We start from the raw sequence: 26,615 nt of genomic DNA on the forward strand, positions 1-26,615 counted from the left end.
TTATTCCGCAGCCGGAACGGCAACAATGTCTACTTCCCCACTGTTCATATCCACGGTAGCTTTATAAGTACTATGCGGTTCACCGTAATGTTTAAAGGTGAAGTGGTATACATTGGCCGGCGTCCACAAAGTTTTCGAATCAGCGGGCATAATGTCATAGCCATCTTGCTGATAAAGCTCTGTCGCCATTACATTCGCAATTGCCGCCTGCTGGTTTGAGTCACGATCCACCTTTGGCTCTAAAGAAGGGTTACTCGGGTAAGATTCACCGTTGTAACTCATGAGTCGATATGAGCCATTACTCCAAACGATGAAATCTTGCCAGCCATTGCTGTAACTATCTGCAAGTACAATAGGCGTGCGAGTGACAGACATTCGATTGATAACGTTCCCCTCGTTATCAAACATATAAGCTGCACAACCACCGCTGCCACAGAAATAACGGTCTTGTAGCAATACAATGTGTTCTGCATTGCCATCGCTGTTTAAGTCGGCGCTACCCGATATATAACGTAGATTGTCTTGTTCGAGTGAAAGCCCTTCAGGCGCTAAAACCTTGTTATCAATCCAGTTGGAGATGACTTCAGTGCTAACGCTGTTGATTTTAGGAACGGCTTGCTTAGCCTCTTCTGTAGTCATACTGTCTGTCGTAGTACAGCCGACCACGGTGAAAGAACCGACGAAGAAGAGTCCGTGTAATACGCGCTTGTTCATGTTATCTCGCTCTTTGATGTATCGTTCCATCAGTATACGCATGATTTGCATTGCATTCGTAAGAAAATCATTAGAATCAAGTAAATGAATGGATTGCTGTATATTGGTAAGATCAAAAAAGCCCTGAAGAAAACCTTCAGGGCTAGGCAGGAAGCTGGCAAACAGCCAGGAGTCCCTATGCAGTGGTCGGTTTTACCCTAAACAGAATCGCAAACATTACTGGCACTACAATCAGTGTCAGTACTGTAGCAAAACCAAGACCTGCCATAATCGTTATTGCCATCGATCCAAAGAAGGCATCGAAGACGAGTGGAATCATCCCCAAGATGGTCGTCAGAGCAGCCATACTTACCGGACGAACACGACTGATCGCACTATCGATAATCGCGAGGTAAGGCTCTTTCCCTGACTCCAACTCAAGGTTAATTTGATCAAGCAACACAATACCGTTTTTCAAAATCATCCCACTTAGGCTCAGCAAACCAAGGAATGCTGTAAAGCTGAACGGCATATTAGTGGTAAGCAAACCAAAGGCAACACCAATGATCGCCAACGGCACGGTGAACCAAATGACCAACGGCTTTTTAATTGAGTTAAACAGCAAAATAGTAATGATGAACATCAACAAGTAACCCATCGGCAACGAACCAAACAGACCTTCTTGCGCATCTTTCGATGATTCATACTCACCACCCCATGTAATTTCGTAACCTTCTGGAATATGCAGTGCCATCACTTTAGGCTGCACACGTGCAAACAAGCTTGCCGCCGTGTCGTCGCTCAACACATCGTGGTCAGCGAGCACAGTTAACGTGCGCTTGCGGTCACGACGCTGAATTAGCGGCTCGCTCCAATCCAATTTAACGCCATCAATCACTTGGTCGACCGGAATATACGTTTGCAGTGATGGGCTCCAAATGGTCACGTTCTGTAGTGATTCAAAGTCCACGCGTTCTTCTTCAGGAAGGCGCGTCATAATTGGCAAAGTGTGTGTACCATCGCGTAAGTAACCCAACGTGCTACCACCAAACGCCATTTGTAGTGTGCTTGAAAGATCTTCTTTCGAAATGCCCAAGCGACGAGCTTTAGACTCATTGAAAACAGGCACAAGCTCCTTAGTACGCTCTCGCCAATCGTGACGAATGTTTCGGGCACCAGGGTCGGTATGAAGGATGTCTTCAACTTGCACCGCTAAATCACGCAAAACTTGTGGGTCAGGACCAGTAATACGCGCTTCGATCTTAGACGCTGGTGAAGGGCCAAATTCCATCAATTTAAATTGAAATGTCGGTGCATCAAACGTCTTCGCAAGGTTAGCGTCTAACTTGTGCAACAAACCGAACATGCTCTCACGATCAGTGGCGCGAACTTGGAACTGGGCGTACGCTTCGTAGCTTTTCTCTGGCTGGTAAGTCAGAGCGAAACGCTGCAAACCCTGCCCAATTGAAGCAGAAACAAAGTCAATATCATCTTGCTGACGAATGTAGCTTTCGACCTCTTCAGCTTTTTTGATCGTTTCGCGGATGTCCGTACCTTCTGGCATCCACATATCAACGTAAAACATCGGCGTGTTCGATGGTGGGAAGAACTGCTGTTTTACATTACCAAATGCCACGACAGCACCCACTAATAGCGCGACCATGCTAGCAACCGTGAGCCAACGGAATCGCAGTGCGAATTTCAGCGATGCGCCAAATACAACAAACAGCCAACCTTTATAGGGATCTTCTTCGTTGGTATCTTGGCCCTTGTCCTCTTCTTTCAACAATAGATCTGCGAGGAATGGCGTCAGCGTAATAGCGGTAATCCAGCTCAAAAATAGTGAGAAACACAGCACCCAGAATAGAGAGCCCATGAACTCACCCGTTGCATCTTGCGACAAACCGATAGGTGCAAAAGCCGTAATCGCAATGATGGTTGCGCCAAGCAAAGGCCACTGTGTTTGCTTTACAATATCGACGGCCGCTTGAACTTTAGTGCGCCCTTTTTTTAGGCCAACCAAGATGCCTTCCACGACCACAATCGCGTTATCAACCAGCATACCCAGAGCAATAATTAACGCGCCAAGAGAAATACGGTGCAGCTCGATATTGTTGTAATTCATCAATATGAAGGTACCGAACACCGTCAATAACAGCACGACGCCAATGATGACACCACTGCGTAAGCCCATCGTAAACAGCAGAACGATGATAACGATCGCCACTGCCTCTGCTAGGCTAATTACGAACGCTTTAACGGACTCATCCACTTCATTGGCTTGGTTGTAAAAGTAGTTCATATCGATGCCAGCAGGCTTGATAGACTCAAGGCTCGCAAGCTCCGCATCCAAACGTTCGCCAACCTCAACCACGTTCACACCTGACGCAAACGAGATACCGATATTAATTGCTTTTTGACCGTTAAAGAGTACGACGTTGCTTGGCTTCTCTTGGATACCACGAGAAATCGTTGCTACGTCTTTTAGACGAATTAGGTTCCCAGTGTCACGACCATGAATGATCAAGTTTTCTAGCGCTTCTACGGTGTTTAAGGTACCACTTGGACGAATGACAAGGCTTTCGCCATTGACCATCACTTCCCCTGCTGAAACCACATTGTTTTGTTGGTTCAACAAGCTCGCAACCACGTTCATGTCTAAGTTCAGCGCGGCAAGGCGGTCAAGAGAGATCTCAACAAACAGCATTTCTTGTTGATCGCCCGTGATATCCACTTTTCCTACGCCATCAACCAGCTCGATTTCACGAGTCAGGTAATCAGCATAGCGTTTTAGCTCGACATAATCGTAATCGTCACCAGTGAGCATCAGCATCACGCCATAAACGTCACCGAAATCATCAATGATCTGCAAAGATTGTACGCCCTGAGGCAAAGTTGGTCGCAAGTCATTAATTTTACGGCGCATTTCATCCCAAATTTGCGGCAGTTCATCAGGACCATAGTCCATTTCCATACTGACCGTGATTTGAGACATACCATCAGAAGACGTAGAGGTAATTTTGTCTATATAAGGGAGTTTTCGAATCTCTTTTTCTAAAGGATACGTCAGCTCTTCTTCAACCTCTTTCGACGTCGCGCCAGGGTATGTTGAAATGATCATGGCATCTTTAATCGTAAATGCCGGGTCTTCTAATCGCCCAAGCTCCAAAAACGACGTTAGACCACCAACAGCAAGGATAATAATAAACAACCAGCTGATGACTTTATTTTTTATTGAGTACTCAGCAATGTTCATTATTGTTTATTCTCCACAACATCCACATGTTTACCTTCACGTAATTTACGTAGGTTTGAATTAATCAGAACGTCGCCTTGCTTAACTCCTGACGACACAATGGCTCCGTTGCCATTCACTTGGGAAATCATCACAGGCACCCGAGTGACAACGTCACCCTCTTTTTTCCATACAAAGAACTCATTCTCTTCGCTGCCCGCTTGAAGCGCCGTTACTGGAATACTGTAACCATCTATGGAGGTAATCCCCGCTTTCACCATATCGACCAGAACACTGACGCTGGTTCCCGGTAGAATCTCTGCTTTTGGCTTTGGCATCGTCAAATACATTTCGTAAGTTTGAGTTTCGGAGTTAGGCTCACTTGTGTGCTCTAAATAGTCCAAAGCAAATGTGTCATTAATGCCGGAGAAGGTGGCTCTAGGTTTGTAGCTCATGTTATCTGAATTTGGGTCCACCATAGCGAGAACATTGTCGGAAAGCTCAATACGCACGTACACCAAATCGTTTTGATATAGGTTCAACACTGGCTCTCCAACTGCCACACGTTCAAAACGCTCTTTGAAAACGTCCGACACTTTACCGGCGAACGGGGCAAATAAACGGGTGTAGTTCAATTGATTGGTGGCGTTATAGAAATTAGCCTCTGCCAACTCTTTATTAGCCGTTAGCTCGTCAAGCTCGGCTTTTGAGATCATCTGACGTGCGTGTAGGTCTTCGCCGCGTTTGAGCTGACGTATCGCCAGTGTATATTGCGCTTCTGCGTCATTTACGGCTTGCTTTTCTTTACTGTCATCCAGCTTTGCGATCATTTGGCCTTGCTTAACAACGTCGCCCGCTTTCACCAACACGTGTTGAATTTCTCCCGCGCGGCGGAATGCCATAGGTGTTTGCTCTGCTGGTACAACTATTCCTTTAAAAGCTCGATATTGGCTTTGTACCGGCGCATCCACAGAAATAGTCGACACAAAAAGCGGCTGCTCGACGACAGCTTGGTTTTCATTTTTGCAACCCGTTAAAACTGCAAGCGCAATTGCAGAGATCGTAAATAGAGATCGTTTCATTAAATGCCTCCTTCACGAACCCAAGCTTTCACGACTTGTCCTTCGACCAGTCGCTCAACGCCAGCAACAACAACGTAATCATTGTTATCAAGCCCTGCTTTCACACCTCCAGAGGCATCAAGAGACACAGTGACTTTATTAACTTGCTGTGTGTTTCTGTCCATTACCCACACTTCGCCTTGCGTCTCTTTTTTGTTTACCCAAGCGGATTGAGGCAACGTCATCGCGTCCGATAGATGTTGTTTAGCTATGTGTACCTGCCCCGTCATACCTGTTAGCAAATTGCGATCTTCTGGTCGAGTTATAGTTACGATCGCCTCATAACTGTTGGTATCGACATTTGGCTGAGTCGAAATTTCTTTAAATTTTCCAGGGATACGTTTTCCTGGCTCGCTATCCATCGTCACCCACATATCGGAATTTTGCAGTGACTCAAGTGATACCGATTCCGCATAACTGACTGGCAGTGTGAACGACACATCTAAGGTCGTGTTATCGATAAGATTCAGGATCTCTTGCTTCTCTGCGACCACTTGAAACGGGTTGACATAGGTGTATGACACGATGCCATCAAAAGGTGCGTGAATCTTGGTATAACTCAAATCTGTTTTGGCTTGTTCGTAGTTTGCCAATGCCGCTTTATATTGAGTTTCTTTCTGGTCGTACTCATCTGTACTAATCAGCTTTTTTCCATAAAGGTTTTTCGCGCGCTCCCATTGCGTTTTTGCTAACGCGAACTGAGCTTGAGAGGCGTCTAACGCAAGCTGAAGATCTTTAGGGTCTAACGTTGCAAGCACTTCACCTTTTTTTACCTCTTGGCCCATGCGAACAAGTAATTCATCGACCTCACCACCAACCTGAAAAGAAAGCTGTGCGCGATGTGTCGCATCAATACGCGCTAAAAAGGCATGCGAGTCTTCAACTTCTAGATCTTTCACCGCCAGTAATTTTACAGGTTTGATTAAAGGTTCAGACGGCTCGGAAATGGCTTTGTTACACCCAGTTAGCATGCCAGAGAGACTTAATGTCACCACAGCACCAACTAAAGTGCGCTTTAAATATTGTTTTCGCACCCGCTTTCTCCGTAGGTTTTATATATTACACAGCCGTGCAGTATATGCAGAATTTGAAATCGATCAAGATATTTTCCAAGTGGAAAGCAAATTAATTAGTCAAAGCGTCCGGTTTCTGGTAAAAGTAAGCGCGTTGATCAATATTCGGGAAAATTCGAACTATGAATGAAAGAAAGCAGGGGCGTAGAAGTGCTGAAGCCGCAGAACAAACTAAGTGTCTGATCCTTAAGGTGGCAGCAGATATGTTTTGTGAACTTGGTTACGAGCGTGTCTCACTGCGCAATATCAGTGAAAAGGCTGGTGTTTCACATAGTTTGATCCGTCACCACTTCGGCAGCAAAGAGAAGATTTGGCAAGCGGTTAGCGACGCGATGGATGAATTCATGCAGTGCTATATGGCTGAATTAATCAATGAGATGCCTGAGAACACACCTTCGAATAGAAAAATTTATCTGTTCATGGTTCGCATGTTGGCATTTGCGCTCGTTAACCCTCACCCTGTACAGATGATCGCTGATGCTATTCGCCAAGGCGATGATGGTGCCCTGCTGCAGTATTTCTTAAAGTCAAAAGATGAGTTTGCTGCGATATTTACCGGAATTTTTGAGCAGTACAACAGTGAAAACCCTAACGCCCAATTTGATCAGTGGGAATCAAAGTGGCAGATGTTGATTTTTGCACATGGTGCAATCAGTCTCACTCCGATGATGCAAGAGACATGGCCTGACATCGCTGATAATCGCGAAAAAATGCTGATCAAACATTGGGAGTTGTTCAATACGATCATGGCATCTCAGTTTGGGATTGCAAAAGAAGACATGATTCATCCGGAAAAACTTGAAGATATCGTTATCGACATGTGTTGTACAATCGACAAAGCGGTCGGATAAGGCTGCAGAAACTACGATAACTTCCAAGCGTATAAATAAAACCGATATACATAAAAATGCCGAGCTTTCTAGCTCGGCATTTTTGCTTGTTTCTTGCCTCGCGAATACGCGAAGAATGACAATAATGAGTAACCTAACCGCGGTAGTAACGTTGCGGTACAAACGGCATTTTCTCAACCGTCATTGGTAACATTTTACCGCGTACTTCAGCGAACAATTCGGTACCAATCGCAGCAAGATCAGCACGCACATAACCCATTGAGACAGGCTTACCTGCATTTGGACCCGCAGTGCCGCTGGTGACAACGCCAATTTTAACGCCATCAGCATCAAACAATTCCGCGCCTTCACGGACTGGTGCTTTAGTTTGGCCAACTAAACCGACACGCTTGCGCGCCACATCTTTGGTCTCGATCTGCTTAAGAATAATATCCGCACCTGGGAAACCACCTTCACGTTCACCGCCGATACGACGAACCTTTTGGATGCCCCATAACAAGCTTGCTTCTACAGGCGTAGTTGTTGTGTCTAGGTCATGACCGTATAGGCAAAGACCACACTCAAGACGAAGTGAATCACGAGCACCAAGGCCAATCCATTCAACTTCCTCTTCCGCGGTCAGTTTACGTGCGAGTTCTTCTGCCTTGTCAGCAGGAACCGAGATCTCGTAACCATCTTCGCCAGTGTAGCCACTACGAGAAACAATGCATTCGGCGCCTAAAATATCGACTTTACGAATATCCATGAACAGCATGTCAGAAACTTCTGAGGCAAAACGCGCCAATACAGCTGCCGCTTTAGGACCTTGGATCGCAAGCAGAGCACGGTCTTCGATAATTTCTAACTCAACACTAGATGGCAAATGCGATTGTAGGTGTGCAATGTCTTGTTCTTTGCATGCCGCGTTCACAACCACAAAAAGATGATCGCCTAGATTAGCTACCATCAAGTCATCCATGATGCCGCCCTCTTCATTAGTGAAGAACGCATAACGCTGTTTACCAGACTCAAGATCCACAATATCCACTGGCACTAATGTTTCTAGGAACGCAGCTGCACCGTCACCAATTAGGCGAAGTTGTCCCATATGAGAAACATCAAACAGACCTGCGGCATCACGAGTGTGTAAGTGTTCCTTTTTTACGCCTAGAGGATACTGAACAGGCATATCGTAACCCGCGAACGGGACCATTTTGGCACCAACTTCAACGTGAAGTGCGTGTAGTGGTGTTTTCAGTAGTTCTTGAGTCATTTTCGTCTCCATTTAGATAGACCCGAGAATGCTATCGGCATTCGATGTGTTTCCAATAATAAACACGGCTCATTCTATTTTGCACGAACAAGACGTAGATCGACTTGCAAAAGTGTGACTCTTAACATTTTAATCACAACAAATCGTACAAAAAAAGCGCTTTAATGAGTGTATTCTCATCAAAAAAGCGCCTTTTCATCATAACGACCACCGACAGCAATCGTTTGCTTTCACTATAGGAAATTTACAATAATTTATTACTATTTGGCTGTCACCCACAAAATGTGCGCATCTTCCTCGCTAACACTGGTCAACATATGTCCCATGTTCGCATCGTAATAGACGCTGTCGCCCTCGCTTAGAACGACAGGTTCGTAGAACTCAGAATAGAACATGACCTCACCAGATAAGATAAGCAGAAATTCTTCACCATCATGACGAACCCAGTCTTTATATTCATCAAAACTGCGAGCACGAATTTGGCTCTTAAACGGCATCATTTTCTTATTGGAAAGTTGAGTAGCGAGCAGTTCATGTTCATAGGTTTGCGTTGGGTGTGGTTTGCCTTCATTCTTCTTGGTAACATCCCTACGCCCTGTCGCAACCTTTTTTCTAGGTGGCTCAAAGAGTTGCGGCATATCAATTTGTAAGCCAAGCGCCAATTTTTGCATTGCTTGAAATGTCGGAGAAATCTGCTCATTTTCTATTTTACTCAGTGTAGAACGAGCAAGCCCTGTTCGCTGACTGGCTTCTTCTAGTGTAATACCAAGTTTTGAGCGGATATCCTTGATACGCTGACCCAGCTTTAATGGCTCGATATTTTGCTCATTTTGCTCTTTCGCTAACGTCATCGATGGGTATTCATCGTAAATACTTTCTGCCATAAATCCCTCTATAGATATCCTTATTTTTATCCTACTAGCATTGTGCATGAAGCACATAGTGGATAAAAGTCCACCAAGTGAATTAAACCGTGCTCTTGTTAACAATTTTTGAAATCTTGTTTCCTATAGGAAATTTTTGGTTGATTGTTCCCGCCGCAGGCGCTATGTTACCAACTTGTTAGATGTAGAGATGCATATTTCCGTAAGAGATTGGTAAAGGAAACACGCAATCCGACGGAGTTTTTGCCCACATTTAGGGCCGGATGTTCACTCTGTTCTGCTATGCAGTTCAGCTGTTTTGAGGACAAATGAACCACAACCGCAAATCATAATTCATCTATTGCGGGTTCATTTTAAGATTTGGAAGGTCAACTACCATGAATAAGAGTTACCCTAACCACAGCTTGGAAAACTTTTTCTCTACCAACCTCTCTGCGACAGATGATGCTGTCTTTGCTGGAATTCAGGCGGAATCCGCTCGCCAAAACGAACAAATCGAACTTATCGCTTCTGAGAACATTGTTTCTAAAGCGGTAATGCAAGCTCAAGGCACATGCCTAACAAACAAATACGCTGAAGGTTATCCAGGTCGTCGTTACTACGGTGGTTGTGAGCACGTAGATACAGTGGAAGCCATTGCTATCGAACGCGCGAAAAAACTTTTTAATTGCGAATACGCAAACGTTCAACCTCACTCAGGCGCTCAAGCAAATGGCGCGGTGAAACTGGCTCTTCTTCAACCAGGCGACACCATTCTTGGCATGTCTTTGGACGCTGGAGGTCACCTAACACACGGTGCACGCCCAGCCCTTTCTGGTAAATGGTTTAACGCAGTTCAATACGGCGTTGATCGCGAAACACTAGAAATCAACTACGACGACGTTCGTGCACTTGCAGTAGAACACAAACCAAAGATGATCATCGCGGGTGGCAGTGCTATTCCACGCGTTATCGATTTTGCTAAGTTCCGTGAAATCGCTGACGAAGTTGGCGCAATTCTTATGGTCGATATGGCGCACATTGCTGGCCTTATCGCAACAGGTGCACACCCTAGCCCATTGCCACATGCGCATGTTGTGACAACCACAACACACAAAACATTGCGTGGCCCTCGCGGCGGTATGATTCTTACTAACCACGAAGACATCATTAAGAAAATCAACTCCGCCGTATTCCCTGGCCTACAAGGCGGCCCACTGATGCACGTTATCGCAGCAAAAGCGGTTGCATTTGGAGAAGCGCTTGGCCCTGAATTTAAAACTTATATTGATTCGGTGATCAATAACGCAAAAGTCCTAGCGGAAGTATTGCAAACTCGCGGTTGCGACATCGTAACTGGTGGCACAGACACGCACCTAATGCTGGTTGACCTTCGCCCTAAAGGCTTGAAAGGCAACAAAGCAGAAGAAGCTCTAGAACGTGCTGGGATCACATGTAACAAAAATGGCATCCCATTCGATACAGAGAAGCCTATGATTACATCGGGCATCCGTTTAGGAACGCCTGCGGGTACAAGCCGCGGCTTTGGCGCTGAAGAATTCAAACTCATCGGTAATTGGATTGGTGACGTACTGGATGGTTTGGTGAACAACCCAGAAGGTGACGCAGACGTTGAAAAACGCGTTCGCAAAGAAGTAAAAGAACTTTGCAGTCGCTTCCCTCTTTACCAATAAACGATTTTTTAAAAATCACAATAATTCCTGACAAGTTATTTGGAGATTAAGCAATGGACAAAACACTGAAGTTTACAGATAGCCACGAGTGGGTACGTGACAACGGTGACGGCACAGTAACACTTGGTATTTCTGAGCATGCGCAAGAAATGTTGGGTGACGTAGTATTCGTTGACCTACCAGACGTAGAAGACGAAGTAGAAGCAGGTGAAAGCTTCTCTTTGGTTGAGTCTGTAAAAGCAGCGTCAGATATCTACTCTCCTGTTACCGGTGAAATCGTAGAAATCAACGAAGAACTAGAAGACAGCCCAGAGCTAATCAACGAAGAACCGTACGAAGGTGGTTGGATTGTGAAAGTGAAGCTTTCAAACCCATCTGAGTTGGATGACTTAAAAGACGCGGAAGAATACCTAAACTCTATCGAAGAAGAGTAATTAGGATGTGACGAAAGCTGTTCCCTAGCCTGTTTAGAGAGCAGCTTTTTTTCTAGGTTCGGACGTATAATTAAATGTGTCACTAACGACCATTTCCGTTACCCGAGCCAAGGAGTAGGTAAAGGACAATGACTGAATTACTTCAAAGCCTCAGCACACAAAATGAGTTCGTTGGACGCCACAACGGACCAAGCAAATCAGACCAACAAAAAATGTTGGATGCCATCAACGCGGTAAGCCTTGACGCCCTCATCGAAGAAACTGTGCCTGCACAAATTCGCCTAGAGCAACCAATGACGTTGGCAGAAGCGAAAAGCGAAGCAGACATGCTAGTGACGATGAAGCAGTTTGCTAAACAAAACCAAATTAAACGTACATTCATTGGCCAGGGCTACTACAACACGTTTACTCCAAACGTCATTCTACGTAACGTGCTAGAAAACCCTGGCTGGTATACCGCTTACACACCTTACCAACCTGAAATTTCTCAAGGTCGCTTGGAAGCCCTTTTAAACTTCCAACAAATGATCATCGACCTAACTGGTATGGAAATCGCGAACGCCTCATTGCTAGACGAAGCAACAGCGGCAGCAGAAGCAATGACTCTGTGTAAGCGCGCAGGTAAGAGCAAGAGTAACGTATTCTTTGTGGCTGACGATGTTCACCCACAAACGCTAGAAGTAGTAAAAACTCGTGCAAAATTCATCGGCTTTGAAGTTCTGGTTGGTTCGCTAGAATCCCTACCAGAGCAAGACGTGTTCGGCGCTTTAGTTCAATACCCAAGCACAACAGGTGAAGTTCGTGACCTAACGGACATCATCGCAAAAGCGCAAGCAAACAAAACGCTTGTCACTGTTGCGACTGACCTGCTTGCTTCTACCCTATTGAAGCCTGCTGGTGAAATGGGCGCAGACGTAGCAATCGGTTCTGCACAACGTTTTGGCGTTCCTATGGGTTACGGCGGTCCACACGCGGCATTCATGGCAACGCGTGACAAACACAAGCGTACCATGCCAGGTCGTGTTATCGGTGTTTCCATCGATACTAACGGCAACCAAGCACTGCGTATGGCAATGCAAACCCGTGAGCAGCATATCCGCCGCGAAAAAGCGACATCGAACATCTGTACCGCTCAAGCATTGCTAGCGAACATGGCGTCTTTCTACGCGGTTTACCACGGCGCAGAAGGTCTACGCACTATTGCTCGCCGTACACACCATATGACTGCGATTATCGCCGCTGGCCTAACCAAAGGCGGTTTTGAACTTGCTCATAACAGCTTCTTCGATACCATCACCATCAACACAGGTTCAAAAACAGAAGAGCTTTACGCAAAAGCACTTTCAGCAGACATCAACCTACGTCTACTACCTGGCAAGCTAGGTATTAGCTGTGACGAAACAACCACGGTCGCTGATGTAGAAGCACTATTTGCAGTCTTTGGTGTAAAAGAAGACGTAGCAGCACTATCGACGGAAATCGCAGGCAACGAGTTTGCGGCAATTCCAGAAGCGCTACGCCGCACAACAGAATACCTGACTCACCCTGTATTCAATACGCACCATAGCGAAACGCAAATGATGCGTTACCTGAAACAGCTAGAGAACAAAGACTTCTCGCTAACGCACGGCATGATCCCACTAGGCAGCTGTACGATGAAGCTGAACGCAGCAGCAGAGATGATCCCAATCACTTGGCCTGAGTTTGGTTCTATCCACCCATACGCGCCAGCAGAACAAGCGGCGGGCTATGCAGCACTAGCGAAAGATCTAAAAGAGAAGCTTTGTGAGATCACAGGCTACGACGCATTCTCACTTCAGCCAAACTCTGGTGCATCTGGTGAGTATGCAGGTCTTATCGCGATTCAACGCTACCACGAAAGCCGTGGCGAAGGTCACCGCAACGTATGTTTGATCCCAAGCTCTGCGCACGGTACTAACCCTGCAACGGCGTCTATGGTGTCAATGAAAGTTGTCGTGGTTAAGTGTGATGAAGAAGGCAACATCGACATCGACGACCTAGCAGCGAAAATCGAGAAGCACAAAGACAACCTATCAAGCATTATGATCACTTACCCTTCTACGCACGGCGTTTACGAAGAGAAAGTGAAAGAAGTGTGTGAAATGGTTCATGCCGCTGGCGGTCAGGTTTACCTAGACGGCGCTAATATGAACGCGCAGGTTGGTCTAACATCACCAGGCTTTATTGGTTCAGACGTTTCTCACCTAAACCTACACAAAACCTTCTGCATCCCGCACGGTGGTGGCGGTCCGGGTATGGGTCCTATCGGAGTGAAATCTCACCTAGCGCCTTTCCTACCAGGCCATATTGAAGACGGCGTAGAAGGCGAAGATTTTGCAGTATCAGCAGCAGATATGGGTAGCGCTTCTATCCTACCGATCTCTTGGGCTTACATCGCAATGATGGGCGAAGCAGGCCTAACAGATGCAACAAAAGTAGCAATTCTGAACGCAAACTACGTGATGGAAACACTTCGCCAACACTACCCTGTTCTTTATCGTGGCAAAAATGGTCGTGTAGCGCACGAATGTATTATCGACATTCGTCCACTGAAAGAAGAAACAGGCATCAGCGAAGAAGACATTGCGAAGCGTCTAATGGACTACGGTTTCCACGCACCAACTATGTCGTTCCCTGTGGCGGGCACGCTAATGGTTGAGCCAACGGAATCGGAGGATCTAGAAGAGCTAGACCGCTTCTGTGATGCGATGATCGCTATCCGCGAAGAAATGGAAAAAGTGAAAAACGGTGAATGGCCACTAGAGAACAACCCTCTCGTTAATGCGCCGCACACGCAAGTTGACCTTTCTGCTGAAGAGTGGGACCGTCCTTACTCTCGAGAGCTTGGCTGCTTCCCTTCTAAAGCGACCAAGTCTTGGAAGTACTGGCCAACAGTAAACCGCGTAGATAACGTATACGGCGACCGTAACCTAATCTGCTCATGCCCAAGCATCGATAACTACGAAGATTAATTTTTGTAGTCTCTAAATCGACAAAGGCGAACCGTTTGGTTCGCCTTTTTGTTTTTGGTGTGCCGCCCTAACATTTGTTGATACATCGTAGAGGAATGATGGCTAGTTATTGTTTGCACAAAAGTGATTTAGAAATATTGTGACTTCTGAGAACCTTTGAATTAGCACTAATATCTCAGAACCTTAAAAGCTTGTTGGAAACTCCTCATGAACACTATGTTATGCAGGTGCTGTGTAGTTTCTCAGTTCAGTTGCAGTAAGTCCCATTTATTACCATAGAGATCTTGGAACACCACCACTGTCCCGTATTCTTCCACACGAGGCTCTTCATTAAATACAACACCATTTTTCTTCATCAACTCGTAGTCACGCCAAAAATCATTAGTTTGCAGAAACAGGAAAACACGACCACCTGTTTGATTTCCTACTGCATGCGTTTGCTCCGGTGTACTTGCCTGAGCTAAAAGTAGGTTTGTACCATTGGAGTTTGGAGGAGAAACTTGAACCCAGCGTTTACCACCTCCTAGGTTGGTATCTTCAACCAGAGTGAATTGAAGTTTTTGAGTATAAAATTCGATAGCATCGTCGTAATTTTCAACGACTAGAGCAATGTTTCCGATTTGCTGCTGAACAGTTTTGGACATGATGATTTCCGCTATGTCAAAACGCTAATTGTACGCTATTTTGAGGCTTTTCTAGAAAGCACGTAACGCCTTGCAAATGTGTAAGGCACACAATACGAATGTTTACGCATAGCATCAAATAGACATCCTTTTTCGCTTTCTTCGTTCACTCCTTTATCTAACTTTATTGAGTGCATGTCGAAAATCTTCAATCTTTTGCTAAGAGCGTTTTTTACTATGTGAAAAACAGAGGAGAATGACCATGAAGAAACGACTCAACTATATTAAAGTAGCGCCAAAAGCAATAGAAATCCTGTACGCTCAGGAAGCTTACTTCCATGAACAATTTAACCAATCAGAAACCATGAACATGATCATATGGGAACTGGTTAAGTTACGCATATCGCAAATCAATCAATGTGCATTTTGTATCGACATGCATAGCAAAGATGCGCTTAAGTTAGGTGAAAAGCCGGAACGCATATGGGGGCTTAGTGCATGGAAAGATATGCCATTCTACAGCGATGCAGAACACGTTGCACTAGGCTGGGCTGAATTACTAACTGCTGGCCTATCAGTAGATGATGATACCTATCAGCTGACCTTGAATACCTTCGGAGAAGAAGCTATGGTCAGCCTAACAATTGCGATCAACGCGATCAACAGTTGGAACCGAATAGTTAAGGCATTTAAGCCAAAGGTTGGAGTCTATAAACCTAGATAATTCTATCTGACAGTTTTTACATATAAGTCACTGCTTATTCCTCAACTTAATATGATGAAAAGTACATGTGTATCACTTTCTCATTTAAGTTGAGGTTAAATAGGATGATTCATTTGAACTTAGAATTTGATATTTTAAAACCTCAAAGGGCTTTAGCTGGCTATGTTCAAGCCATTTGGTCAGCATCCGTCAAACCTGATACGACGCAAACCGTACGTAAACAATTACTCAGTGATGCTGGTACAGGTGTGGTATTCATTTTACAAAATGAAGTACAAATGGATGGTGAGTGGCAAACGCCAGGGGTTGTCCTACTACCTGTAAGCATTCTGGCACATCAAGTCTGCCTACCGCCAGGCGCGGTGATGACTGGCGTACGCTTTCATCCTGCTGTTGGTTATCAACTATTTGGTAAACGCCTAGAACAGCTATTGCGGATTCAAGACGACCACCCTTTGGCTTCTTCTGCGCTAGCAACATTTGAGTCTCTGCAAACAGCGCGTTCGTCATCTGCAAGGATTTCTACGTTATATCGCTGGGTTCAAACACTGATTGAGGAATATGAACCGCAGTACGTCGGCCACATTATTGACCAACCTACAGGGACCATCAGTCAGCGCCAGAGAGAGCGCAATTTTCAGAAATGGTTGGGGATTACTCCTAAACATTACCAACGCATTAAACGAGTGAAGCACACTTTAGAGCAACTCCGAGCGCAACCCGATCTTACTTTATCGGAATTGGCGCTGGAGCAAGGTTTTTCCGATCAAGCACACATGACTAGAGAGTGTAAGCAGATTGCGCGCATGACACCGAAGCAGTTTGTCCGAAAGAGAAATCTCTAAACCCTATTAGTTTTGTACATCAAACCCAGTTGATTCAGAATCAACCAAGCACTTGTTATGATGTTCGATCATATATCACCTACTTTTTAGATCGCTCATTCCAGCTTGATGTGAATTTGTTAGCTCGCTTTTGATGCCGCGTGCTGCTCTACCATAAACGCGCTCACTTCTTCGTTTAAGCAAGATTTGCTGATGTATTGGCGTTGTTTACCAAGGTGAAGGATAAAGCCCAAATCAGTTTGTTCGAGTTGGTCGATATCATTCCAAGCGAGGCTGCGGTCAACTTTACCACTTTTGTAGCGCACGCCATCTGCATTCACTTCAAAAGCCACTTTACTGCCGCGACTTGAGCTGATGGTTTGACGCCATAGCCACCAGGTTCTTTTGAAGTAAACGCTACACGCTTCAATCACACTCAATACGATAAAGAACCAACCTACGTAACCGTTAGGTAGCAGTTCAAACTCTAATAAGACCACACCAAAGATAAGAAACAGTATCCCTTTTAGGTACGCCTGTGGAAACTTCGTTGGCTGGCTAGTTTGATCATAACACTCAGCAAAGAAAGGTTTGTCGAGTATGTATTCTGTAGTGAATTCGAAATCTTTAGACATGTATGGTTACTTCAAGGCTTCTGTAAATGAGTATTCTTGGTTGCACTCTCGCAACGCGTGCATTGTAGCGCTTCTTGGGACTTATCTTTAGTCCTTTTGATTCTGTTTTGTAAATCAATGATACCGAAACTCGAGGAGACCTTTTTGCACTTGCCAAGATCAAACAAGGCGAACCATTTGGCTCGCCTTGTTAATTAATGGCCTGTGTTAAGTAACGACCTATGTGACTTCTTGAGTTTTCTACTTTAGAGGGTCGTTGTCTGGCAATGCACTGTGTATCCATACTGCCAGTCGGTGCTTGATGCTTGCGCCGTCTAGCTTACTTTCCGGTAGTGGCGTTATCTGTTTTGCATCGACCAAGAATAGGTAAATCGCTTTTACTCTCAGAGGTTGTGGTGACTGTGGAAGGTCAAAGCCTTGTAGTTTCGCCATCTTCCCACCAATCTCTAGTGCCTTCTTAACCAGTTTGTCTTCATTGTGAAGCTTGGAGCTTTTTGACATTGATAAATCCTCTTCTTCGCTTCAATTAAGAATACATGAAGTGTCACGTATGGCGTGTTAGTAAGCTCGCATATTGATAAGTTTATGCCTTACTACCGAGTGGTCGATTAAAAAACAACCTTTTCGCGGCATGTTTTCTGTGTATGCTTCCGTGCAGAACATCCGAATGGGCTTGGGCGCAGACTCCGAATGATTTATTTAGAACAAAGATCATGTTCACCGTAAACGAGCCATTTCGGCAAATATGCGGTTTCTGGAATTGTCCAGCCATACTTATCGTATGCCAATGCAGCAAGACCAATCAGTTTCAAAGAAACATTCCCTTTTGGCGAATAACGAACATCTTCATTCATGTAGAACTGGTAATGCGCCTCTAACGCATCTCTTAGTGCTTTTTGATAGTGTTCCTCATCGCCATCGATAATGGCAACAAACACATTCACAAATGGAATAAACAAAGAATGGACATATGGCACTCTGGTTGACTCTAAGTATTGCGGGGAGGATTTCTCCATCACAGTTTGCAATAGCTCAGGCAACGCTGATGAATTACCAAATACACCGCTAACGAACTCGACCAGCGCAACATCGAAAGGATCTTTTAAACGCACTAACGACTCATCCATGATGGTCATCAGTTCTACGCAGCGCCAATCTCTCGCGGCCATCGCTAAACAGATTTCATCCAACCAAGCATCCATCGTTCCCCCTGCAATAGAACGGTTACCTACTTCCGAAAAATGTCGGTGCCCAACGGAGAATTCAACAACGTGGTCTGAATGATTGGCCAGTAAGTAGACGTTATTCAGTAACTCAAGCGCTCTTTTTATATAAGCTGGCGAGGCCTGATGTTGTCCGTATTTTGAAGCAGTGAAGAATGCATCAAGCGAATACCAAGCGTCGCCTTTCATTCTTTTGAGAGGTTGCTGATAAAAAGATTGTTTTTCATCAAGCATTTCTTCCCAGAAGTTGTAGAAATCTTCATCTTCCTCACGAAAAATACGCAATTTTCTTTCTTCAGGTATCTCTAAATAGTGATTTTTCATTTGTTCCATCGTTCCCTAGCCTCGCATTATAAGTTGTTCTAATTTTTTGCCGTGATGATATTCATCTTCAAAATCAAGCCGTGAATGATGCCGAAGTTGATTTATAAAATCAATTTATAATCAGTATGTTGCATCGAAAGTTAATGCTTAATTGAAATGAATCGAAAAGCCGAAAAACATTTGAAATATAAGGCTACCGCACAAGCCGCGATGGGTAAGCCAGAACGTACCTGTCCATAAACAGTGGACGACGAACACTGACTTTGTGGAGTAAAGATAGACAGATATTCACCATTGTGTTCGCCTTTCTTTTTCTGTCGCTTTCGATAATACTCTTGCGCAATATTACTCAGCTGGAAAATTTTATGCCTCAAGCAAACTCTGTGGTCGTACTCGACTTTGAAACCACAGGTCTCTCTCCTACTTTAGGTGATCGCGCAATAGAAATTGGTGCAGTAAAGTTAGTCGATGGCGAGGTTGTCGATAGTTTTCAGCAACTCATGAATCCCGGCTTCAGAGTGAGTTCTTTCATTGAGAACTACACCGGCATTACTAACAATATGTTGCGATCGGCACCAAGCTGCGAAGAGGTAATGGCGTCATTTAGTGAGTTCATTGCAGGCGAAAACCTTATCGCTCACAACGCGTCCTTCGATAAACGATTTTTAGATGCAGAGCTTGAACGAATCAACTGTAGTTATTCGGGTGAGTTTGCTTGCTCCTTACTGGTAGCAAGACGGCTCATTCAAGATGCCCCATCACACAAGCTAGGTGAACTTGTTCGCTATAAAAATATCGACAACGACGGTGTTTTCCACCGTGCACTAGCCGATGCGCAAATGACAGCCAAGCTTTGGCTCTTAATGGTCGAAGGGATAGAAAACTCAGGTATCGTTAAGCCAAGTTTTCAGTTGATGCAAACGGTTAGTAAAACAGCAAAAGGAAAAGTCGACCAGCTACTCGCCAAAAGCCGTGCTTAACCCCCTCCTAGCTAAAAGCTGATTCTCGTCTCTTAGACGTTTAAGTGATTTTCGATGCAATATTGGCTATCCCAGTGAACTTCCTAATCTGAATGCGGCAGTTCGCTGGTCTCACCAACCAAACTGGCTTACTATGCCAGGTACCTAAAACGCTTTGTGAGTCACTCATGAGCCGAAAAAATAACAAAAATCTCAGCATTCTTCTTAAACTCAACACCTTTATTGCACCTTATAAATGGCGGGTTGCGGCGGCTTTGGTTGCCCTTGTCGCGACGGCAAGTTTGACGTTATCCGTTGGCTATGGAGTACGTATTCTTATCGACCAAGGCTTTGCTCAGCAATCATTGCAAGAGCTTACCAATGCGATTCAGTTTATTGTCGGTGTCACATTGTGTATTGCCATTGGGACCTTCTTTCGCTTTTACCTTGTCTCTTCCGTAGGTGAGCGCGTCAGTGCGGATATTCGCCTTTCAGTGTTTAACCATGTGATTACGCTGCATCCGAGCTATTTTGAGACCAACAGTAGCGGCGATATTATGTCGCGCCTGACTACCGATACCACGTTGCTGCAAAGCATTATTGGTTCATCGTTCTCGATGGCGATGCGTAGCGCTTTGATGTGCTTTGGGGCCATCATAATGTTGTTTGCCACCAACGTTAAGCTCACGCTGATTGTGCTTGCTTCTGTGCCTTTGGTTTTGGTTCCGATTTTGTTTTATGGACGACGCGTGCGTGCGCTCTCTCGCCAAAGTCAAGACTCAATGGCCGATGTCGGCAGCTACGCAGGTGAAGCGATAGAACATATTAAAACCGTGCAAAGTTTTAGCTCAGAGCCGTACGAACGAGCGGCTTTCGCTGTCGAGGTGGAAAAAGCGTATGAAGTGGGCAGACAGAGAGTAAAACAACGCGCAATCCTGATATCAGGCGTTATTGTGATTGTGTTCAGCGCAATTGCAGGCATGCTTTGGGTTGGCGGCAGCGATGTGATTCACGGAAAGATGTCTGCGGGAGACCTAGCCGCGTTTGTGTTTTATGCCATTATGGTTGCCTCATCGACTGCAACCATTTCCGAAGTCATGGGTGAACTGCAAAGAGCCGCAGGTGCTACCGAACGGCTGATTGAGATTCTTCAAGTAGACAGCGATATTAAAGCGCCAAGCAACTATTTGCCTGTCCGTCCCGACATGCCTGCTGAGGTTAACTTTAATTCGGTGAGTTTCAACTACCCTTCTCGCCCAAATCAACCAGCTATCAAAGAATTAAACCTAACCGCTGAACAAGGCAAAGTATTGGCGTTGGTTGGCCCTTCTGGTGCAGGTAAAACGACACTATTCGAGCTGCTGCAACGCTTTTATGACCCGCAGCAAGGGCAAGTGTTGTTTGGTGGCGAAGATATTCGACAGTTCGATCCAAACGAGCTTCGACGTCAAATGGCGCTCGTACCACAACAGCCAGCGCTGTTTAGCCATGATGTTTTCCATAATATTCGCTACGGTAATCCTGAAGCAACGGATGAACAAGTTATCGAAGCCGCGAAAAAAGCCCATGCCCATGAGTTTATTGAGAAGCTTCCCGAAGGCTATCACAGCTTTTTAGGCGAGCGCGGCGTTAGGCTGTCGGGCGGACAAAAGCAGCGTATTGCGATAGCTCGCGCGATTCTAAAAGATCCAAAAATCTTACTGCTAGACGAAGCTACTAGCGCCCTTGATAGTGAAAGTGAACATCACGTCCAGCAAGCACTTGAAGCTCTAATGAAAGGACGCACAACGCTGATCATTGCTCATCGTCTTTCGACCATCCAACATGCGGATAAAATTGCGGTGCTCGACAATGGCGAGTTAGTCGATGTTGGTAACCACCAATCATTAATGCAAAGCTGTGAGTTGTATCAGCGACTTGTGGCATTGCAATTTAAGCACTTAGAGTAATGCCTAGTTAAGCCCTCAAGAATAAGCAAAAACAGACCAAGTGATTTAATGCCAACAGCTTAACGATGTTTTTGTGTCATTCCAGCGAGCCTTGGCGAGACTAGGAATCTAATAGCAACGTGCTGAGTGGTTAAAGAGACAATTTTGACCATAAAAAGCTAGGATAGAAGATCCTATATCACGCACCTTCGTCACTGTACAAGGTGACGAAATACAAAAAGATGCCACTCGCAGTTAAACGAGCGGCATTAAACCAAGTTGTTCTCCTTTTAATACAGGAACTCCGGTAAGAATCCAGTAACCAGCGTACTCTCCCTTCAACTAGAAACACTCATCCCCAAGTACCATATAAAATCCAATCAACTTCATTTGTAACAAATTAGCTTTCAAAAATAGGAAATCACCATTGTAAAAGTTCACCGCATTTTGTCTTGCTGCCTATGGTTACAATGTTTTTGAAATCCATGCCTTTAAACCAAGTTACAAGTAAGCGGCACCGATATGAACAGCGAAGCGAAACAACTATTTTCTTATCTATGTAAGCAATACGATGCGCTTTCTCAAGAACTAGAGTCTCGCGCGTTTCCTGAGTTTTCCGAGACCATCACTCATCCGCTTGGACACTGCTTTGTCCGTTGCCCTGTTGGCAGTCAGCGCTTTTCCATTGTTGCAGTCAACTTTGCGCCCTCCGTTCGCGGGCAAGGTGTGCTTACTGCATTTATCGACTACATTAAAAGCCATCCATATCATTACCAAGGTATTGAGGTTGCAATCATTGAAAACAAGAACTTAGCTAAACGACTTTTGTCTCTTGGCTGGAAGTACAAGTCCCTGTTTGGCAAAATTTTCTTCGCCAGCAAGCCGACCCTAGTGAAGGACTTTCAGTCCGCGTAATAGTTATTACGGCACCGCATCGGTACCCAAAGTAAAAACCATCACTCAAAATCCGTAAGCATATTGAGAAAAGTTTGGCGGTCTTCCGTTGTACTACCTCGATGAGCAGTGTATTCGACGTGCACATTTGGGCTAGCGTTGGGTGATAAATTGATGCCCCACAGCGCGTTAATTTGGTTTGGAACGATGGAGTAACGCACGTCAACAATTCGCATTTCGTTATTCGGGTCTTGCGCTACAAAACCATTTGAAAACCAACGGAAACGTTCAATATCTCTCGCTTGTTGCGATTGCGGGTCGAGCCATGGAAATTGTGTTTTCACATTGAGCTTTGGTGTGGATTCGCCAGGATAGATTTTTATTGAGCGCCCCACTCTTACTGCATCCACATAGTAGTTATCTTCCGTTTCATAAATCACTTTCCAGACCAAAAGATTGCCGAAGGTTGGTTTTGCTTTTAGCTGCACAGCACTGTGCTGTCGCTCTTGGACGATTTTCCATCCGGCCACTTCTGCTCTATCTCGTTGAATAACCCCAAGAGTCAGATAAGCCAGAGACCATAGAAATGCGACACGCGCGTAATTTCGATTTCGCTTCAGTGCGGCAAACAAAAGCAGGATCAAAATAGGAAATGTGAAAGCGGGGTCGATAACCGAGATTGTGTTCCAAGCATAGCGTGTGTTGCTTATCGGCCAAAAAAGCTGAGTCCCATAGCTGGTGCAAGCATCTAACAGCGCATGGGTGCTATAACCAAGGGCACAATAAAACCAACTCTGCCGGAAGCTTAGTCCTCGCTTTTTTGCTAACAACGGATACAACACTAAAGCACAGAGAAAGCTGCCAAAAGGGATAAACAACAATGAATGGGTAAAGTGTCGGTGATATTCCAAAAACAGCAATGGGTCAGTTGATGAACGGATAAGTACATCCAAATCCGGTGCCATCCCTGAAACCAAGCCTAACACGCCAGCAGCCACAATGTGCCGCTTGTTACTTGCAGACTGTGGCAAAGCAGCGCCAAGTAAACCTTGCGTTAACGGGTCCATTATTTACGCCCGCAACGAAAATGTAGCCGAGATAGAAGGCATATACGCTTCAAAATAGGCTCAAATTTAAAAACCAGAACGTTCTCCGACATAAATTATCCGTATTTAAGTGGATTGGAAGACACACCTTAATGACGCATTAAAGTGTTCGAAAACAAACATTTTGATTTTAGTGTAAGAAGGAATCGCCCTATTCGCTAGTGAGAAGCGAACCTAAAGCGAGGCTTGTGGTGTACGTCAAAAGTACAAAACTGCGGATTTTACAGATGCAAAAATAAAACAAGGCGAACCGGATGGCTCGCCTTGTTTACTGAACGATTAACGACAAAAACCTTAGTCTTGAGGGTTTTCTTTCGCGTTGATTTCAGCGTAAGTGTGCAGAAGTTCCGTCAATGTTTTTACCCAATCAAAAACATCCGAAGGTGTATTTTCAAGTAGTTTTTCCACTAGTGCACAGTGTGTTTCTAACGTGATCGCCTCTTCCAAATGGAATGAAATCGCATAGAAATGCCAAAGAACCAGTCGCGTCATTCGCTCGCTATTTTGCTTCGCATTGTCTGAGTCATCAAACGCTTGTTGAATTTCACTCAGTGCGATGGCTGTCATGCGTAACATCGCATCAAGACGTGCAGACAACATACGGTCTTCGCTATCCACTTCTTCTTGATCGAAAGTAAATAGCTCATTCATCACGTCTTCTGGCACCATTTTACTGATCATGCGAGCACTAAACTCTTCCAGTTCATGACGAGGCATGGTTACAAGACAATCGAAGGTGTAATCACGAAGCATAAAATCACTCTAGGTTGGAAATCAATTTCAGCCACGCATTCTAAATACTGAAATCTCAATTGCCAGCGTTTATTTCTATTGAGCTACCGAAAAACTACAGAACACCGTTGATCGCGATACCAACACCAATACGCTGCTGATTATGATCATAGTCAATCAAGCTCTTACCATACCCCGTCGAGTACTGTGCGTATCCCTGAAGTTTGCCCCAGATCGGAAATGACACCCCTAATTCGGCAAAGCCTTTATGCGTTTGGAAGTTCTGGCGGCCTAAGAAGGTAAACTCATAACCATTCCATTTGTACGCACTCGATAGCTCAAAGTGCCCCATGTAATCTTCGATATCCGGGTTATCATCACCTTTAGGATCATTCGGAGATGTTTTTTCATCCTCAGGTATACGCCACCACGGTTGAAGAGAAACCGCAAAATTGTCTTTCGCAAAGGTTAAGTTGGCGTAAACACGATTCCAACTGCGCGATAACTCTTGTCTCTGTCCATTCGACTCATGTTCAATACCAAAACCTAACCAAGTCGAACCATCAAGTGGCTTCCAGTCTGTCGGGGTATAATAAAAAAGCTCAGGACGATAATTGGTTTCACGAAATGGACGCGATGCTGCTCCTGTATACACCTGCCAAAATGACTTTAGCGTCATACCAAAGAACAAACCATCCCCATCAAACAACAAATCGTCGTAGTTCATTGGCACTTTAAAACTAATTTGGAACTCCGCTTCTTCCTTACGCAGCTCATCTCCGTACTTAGTGTCCGCATAAGCACGCTTATTTACGCGATCACTGTAAGTGAACGGCAAGATGTAGTTAACACGATGCGCCACCAAACTAAATGGTTCAAAGGCGTTTTCTCGTTCTGACTCCAAACGCTTGTCGACCAAGCTTTCCTGAAGCTCCTCAGGTTCTTCAATTTCTGGATCAGCGGGCACTGTGCTTGTTACTGCATCAAGCTCACACTGCGCGCGAATGCTCTTTATGGTTTCCTCACCTTTGCTTTGCTTAATTTTGTCTAGCAAACATAAATCATAAGCACTGGCTGTTTCTCCCATCGCAACTGGCGCTGCCAATAAGCTCAGTATTGATATCCCTGCCACTTTTGAAGCCATCTGAAACCCTTAATATTCTTTATGTCAAACCAGATAATTTTAATTTTTCTTGGTAAACCGCTTGCCATTCTGGCGTTAAGGCAATGTTAAATGTTCGCTGACTTTACGTCTTGGATAAATACGACAGACCTCAAACATATCCGCCCACTATGAGCAACGCGCCAAAAACGACCAAGAGTTGAGCATCATAAATAAAAACAAAAAAGACTCGTTTGCATGATGCTCATATTCCCTATGCAAAATACTGGCTCGCCACTTTGATTGCAAACGCGGCTATGAATAAACCCAAGCCATAAGCCAAATGCGCCAATGTGCTAAGAAAACGGGCTTTCCAAGGTGTTGGGGTTTTACTGGCAGCAAAACCAAATCCTAGACAAGGTTGAATGACAAAAAATGGGAAGACCAACGTGACCACACCAGTGGCTAAGCCGGGCACTAGACTAGGCTCTACCAACCAATGATGCCCAAAAGCAGCAATGTGAGCCAAAGCGAAAAAAACACCAATGGCATAGTGCAAAAACCAACCGAGTGCTTTTTCTCCCGACATCGGGTCTGTTGCCATAATTGGCGCATGCATAAGCTTTCCTTTGGGCATGTACAAAACCCAGCGCGCGACCAATGCATAGTTTAGTGAGGGAATACCAAACACTCTCCTTTGTAGCCAAGCCCATAAATCCATTACCAAAGTCGCACCAATCCCTAGTAGCGCCGCTTGTAATCCTATTAAAAACAGCATTTTTCGCTCCTCAAGTTTTTGATTTGTTAAGGTCTTAGTTGCATGCTACAACTTAAAGCCAACTTGAAGTCAATGAGGAATAATATGGATATTGCAGAAGTGGTTAAAAAATCAGGATTGCCGACCTCAACGCTCAGATACTACGAACAGTTGGGGTTAATTCGCTCGATAGGAAGGAATGGATTGAGACGTCAATATTCGCCAGAGGTACTCAATAAACTCAACTTAATTAGTTTAGGGCGTATCGCTGGAATATCACTTAACGAAATGGCGGAAATGTTGAATCACTCAGAAGGTTCAAAACCATACATTGATCGTGACTTACTGGCGAAAAAGGCGCTTGAGATTGATGAGCAAATAACACGTTTGAAAGCGGTGCGAGACAGCCTAAACCATGTTGCCTCCTGCCCTCATGAGTCACATATGGACTGCTCTTCATTTCAGAGGCTTATGAAGGTCGTAAAGCGTTATGTCCCCAAAAAACCGAGATAAACCACTCTACTTATCCTTGATTTAAAAGGAAGCAACTCGCGGTTGTGAGTTACTTCCTCTCA

General features: G+C 44.9%; 24 protein-coding genes. 10 read left to right on the forward strand and 14 right to left on the reverse strand.

What is annotated here, in order from left to right; genetic code table 11:
* From MTR11_RS14010 to MTR11_RS14025, 4 genes are all read right to left on the reverse strand, one after another.
* Positions 1-714, reverse strand: coding sequence for a hypothetical protein (locus MTR11_RS14010; RefSeq protein ID WP_243328118.1), 714 nt, complete (start codon positions 712-714; stop codon positions 1-3).
* Between the two features lie 175 nt (positions 715-889).
* Entirely contained in the window at positions 890-3,949 is a 3,060-nt protein-coding gene (locus tag MTR11_RS14015) for an efflux RND transporter permease subunit (RefSeq protein ID WP_243327874.1), read from the reverse strand.
* On the reverse strand, positions 3,949-5,010 hold the full coding sequence (locus tag MTR11_RS14020) for an efflux RND transporter periplasmic adaptor subunit (protein WP_053808453.1): 1,062 nt from the start codon (positions 5,008-5,010) through the stop codon (positions 3,949-3,951). The genes MTR11_RS14015 and MTR11_RS14020 overlap by 1 nt, the downstream gene beginning before the upstream one ends.
* Complete coding sequence (locus tag MTR11_RS14025) at positions 5,010-6,083, reverse strand: efflux RND transporter periplasmic adaptor subunit (protein ID WP_074190630.1); 1,074 nt, start codon at positions 6,081-6,083, stop codon at positions 5,010-5,012. Before MTR11_RS14025 ends, MTR11_RS14020 begins: the two co-directional genes overlap by 1 nt.
* A 161-nt stretch (positions 6,084-6,244) precedes the next feature.
* On the opposite strand from MTR11_RS14025, the gene vdeR reads away from it, so the two are divergent.
* On the forward strand, positions 6,245-6,973 hold the full coding sequence (gene vdeR, locus MTR11_RS14030) for an efflux transporter transcriptional repressor VdeR (RefSeq protein ID WP_006742273.1): 729 nt from the start codon (positions 6,245-6,247) through the stop codon (positions 6,971-6,973).
* Between the two features lie 133 nt (positions 6,974-7,106).
* On the opposite strand, the gene gcvT is transcribed toward vdeR, so the two are convergent.
* Both gcvT and MTR11_RS14040 read right to left on the reverse strand, forming a co-directional pair.
* Positions 7,107-8,225, reverse strand: coding sequence for a glycine cleavage system aminomethyltransferase GcvT (gene gcvT, locus MTR11_RS14035; protein WP_243327875.1), 1,119 nt, complete (start codon positions 8,223-8,225; stop codon positions 7,107-7,109).
* A 260-nt stretch (positions 8,226-8,485) separates the two neighbouring features.
* Positions 8,486-9,109 (reverse strand): helix-turn-helix domain-containing protein, encoded by a 624-nt coding sequence (locus MTR11_RS14040; protein ID WP_164665596.1) that lies wholly within the window; start codon positions 9,107-9,109, stop codon positions 8,486-8,488.
* Between the two features lie 377 nt (positions 9,110-9,486).
* Between MTR11_RS14040 and MTR11_RS14045 the strand changes: the two genes are divergently transcribed.
* From MTR11_RS14045 to gcvP, 3 genes are all read left to right on the forward strand, one after another.
* Positions 9,487-10,782: a serine hydroxymethyltransferase gene (locus MTR11_RS14045; protein WP_005395177.1), complete on the forward strand. Its 1,296-nt coding sequence runs from the start codon at positions 9,487-9,489 to the stop codon at positions 10,780-10,782.
* A 53-nt stretch (positions 10,783-10,835) separates the two neighbouring features.
* Complete coding sequence (gene gcvH, locus MTR11_RS14050; protein WP_046876056.1) at positions 10,836-11,216, forward strand: glycine cleavage system protein GcvH; 381 nt, start codon at positions 10,836-10,838, stop codon at positions 11,214-11,216.
* Between the two features lie 128 nt (positions 11,217-11,344).
* The gene (gcvP, locus tag MTR11_RS14055) at positions 11,345-14,209 is read left to right on the forward strand and encodes an aminomethyl-transferring glycine dehydrogenase (RefSeq protein WP_243327876.1); all 2,865 of its coding nucleotides are present in this window, start codon (positions 11,345-11,347) and stop codon (positions 14,207-14,209) included.
* Positions 14,210-14,451: 242 nt separating this feature from the next.
* Here the strand turns inward: gcvP and MTR11_RS14060 are convergent, their stop codons facing one another.
* On the reverse strand, positions 14,452-14,853 hold the full coding sequence (locus MTR11_RS14060; RefSeq protein WP_006742276.1) for a VOC family protein: 402 nt from the start codon (positions 14,851-14,853) through the stop codon (positions 14,452-14,454).
* 241 nt (positions 14,854-15,094) lie between these two features.
* On the opposite strand from MTR11_RS14060, the gene MTR11_RS14065 reads away from it, so the two are divergent.
* On the forward strand, positions 15,095-15,556 hold the full coding sequence (locus MTR11_RS14065; RefSeq protein WP_243327877.1) for a carboxymuconolactone decarboxylase family protein: 462 nt from the start codon (positions 15,095-15,097) through the stop codon (positions 15,554-15,556).
* Between the two features lie 104 nt (positions 15,557-15,660).
* Positions 15,661-16,401, forward strand: a complete 741-nt coding sequence (locus MTR11_RS14070) for a helix-turn-helix domain-containing protein (RefSeq protein ID WP_205408376.1) — start codon at positions 15,661-15,663, stop codon at positions 16,399-16,401.
* A gap of 119 nt (positions 16,402-16,520) precedes the next feature.
* On the opposite strand, the gene MTR11_RS14075 is transcribed toward MTR11_RS14070, so the two are convergent.
* From MTR11_RS14075 to MTR11_RS14085, 3 genes are all read right to left on the reverse strand, one after another.
* The gene (locus MTR11_RS14075) at positions 16,521-17,015 is read right to left on the reverse strand and encodes a YcxB family protein (protein ID WP_182018574.1); all 495 of its coding nucleotides are present in this window, start codon (positions 17,013-17,015) and stop codon (positions 16,521-16,523) included.
* Positions 17,016-17,255: 240 nt separating this feature from the next.
* Positions 17,256-17,516: a DUF5062 family protein gene (locus tag MTR11_RS14080; RefSeq protein ID WP_005376453.1), complete on the reverse strand. Its 261-nt coding sequence runs from the start codon at positions 17,514-17,516 to the stop codon at positions 17,256-17,258.
* Between the two features lie 194 nt (positions 17,517-17,710).
* A complete protein-coding gene (locus MTR11_RS14085; RefSeq protein WP_243327878.1) occupies positions 17,711-18,571 on the reverse strand; it encodes an immunity 49 family protein in 861 nt (286 codons plus the stop codon).
* A 356-nt stretch (positions 18,572-18,927) separates the two neighbouring features.
* Here MTR11_RS14085 and MTR11_RS14090 point away from each other — a divergent pair, with 356 nt between their 5' ends.
* The 3 genes from MTR11_RS14090 to MTR11_RS14100 all read left to right on the forward strand — a co-directional run bounded on the left by MTR11_RS14090 (position 18,928) and on the right by MTR11_RS14100 (position 22,364).
* Positions 18,928-19,542 (forward strand): PolC-type DNA polymerase III, encoded by a 615-nt coding sequence (locus MTR11_RS14090; RefSeq protein WP_170892646.1) that lies wholly within the window; start codon positions 18,928-18,930, stop codon positions 19,540-19,542.
* A 167-nt stretch (positions 19,543-19,709) separates the two neighbouring features.
* Positions 19,710-21,470 (forward strand): ABC transporter ATP-binding protein/permease, encoded by a 1,761-nt coding sequence (locus MTR11_RS14095; protein ID WP_243327879.1) that lies wholly within the window; start codon positions 19,710-19,712, stop codon positions 21,468-21,470.
* A 501-nt stretch (positions 21,471-21,971) separates the two neighbouring features.
* Positions 21,972-22,364: a hypothetical protein gene (locus tag MTR11_RS14100; RefSeq protein WP_243327880.1), complete on the forward strand. Its 393-nt coding sequence runs from the start codon at positions 21,972-21,974 to the stop codon at positions 22,362-22,364.
* A 41-nt stretch (positions 22,365-22,405) separates the two neighbouring features.
* On the opposite strand, the gene MTR11_RS14105 is transcribed toward MTR11_RS14100, so the two are convergent.
* The 4 genes from MTR11_RS14105 to MTR11_RS14120 form a co-directional block, all read right to left on the reverse strand.
* Positions 22,406-23,410: a metal-dependent hydrolase gene (locus tag MTR11_RS14105; RefSeq protein ID WP_243327881.1), complete on the reverse strand. Its 1,005-nt coding sequence runs from the start codon at positions 23,408-23,410 to the stop codon at positions 22,406-22,408.
* Between the two features lie 333 nt (positions 23,411-23,743).
* Positions 23,744-24,202: a hypothetical protein gene (locus MTR11_RS14110; protein ID WP_005395188.1), complete on the reverse strand. Its 459-nt coding sequence runs from the start codon at positions 24,200-24,202 to the stop codon at positions 23,744-23,746.
* Between the two features lie 94 nt (positions 24,203-24,296).
* The gene (locus tag MTR11_RS14115) at positions 24,297-25,325 is read right to left on the reverse strand and encodes a phospholipase A (protein WP_006742284.1); all 1,029 of its coding nucleotides are present in this window, start codon (positions 25,323-25,325) and stop codon (positions 24,297-24,299) included.
* Positions 25,326-25,557: 232 nt separating this feature from the next.
* The gene (locus MTR11_RS14120; RefSeq protein ID WP_243327882.1) at positions 25,558-26,061 is read right to left on the reverse strand and encodes a DUF2938 domain-containing protein; all 504 of its coding nucleotides are present in this window, start codon (positions 26,059-26,061) and stop codon (positions 25,558-25,560) included.
* 84 nt (positions 26,062-26,145) lie between these two features.
* Between MTR11_RS14120 and MTR11_RS14125 the strand changes: the two genes are divergently transcribed.
* Positions 26,146-26,553 carry a helix-turn-helix domain-containing protein gene (locus tag MTR11_RS14125; protein WP_024701298.1) on the forward strand — a complete coding sequence of 136 codons (408 nt, stop codon included), beginning with the start codon at positions 26,146-26,148 and terminating at the stop codon, positions 26,551-26,553.
* Positions 26,554-26,615 lie beyond the last annotated feature (62 nt).

This window comes from Vibrio sp. CCB-PB317, from assembly GCF_022808245.1.
In the GTDB taxonomy this organism is placed as follows: Bacteria; Pseudomonadota; Gammaproteobacteria; order Enterobacterales; family Vibrionaceae; genus Vibrio; species Vibrio diabolicus.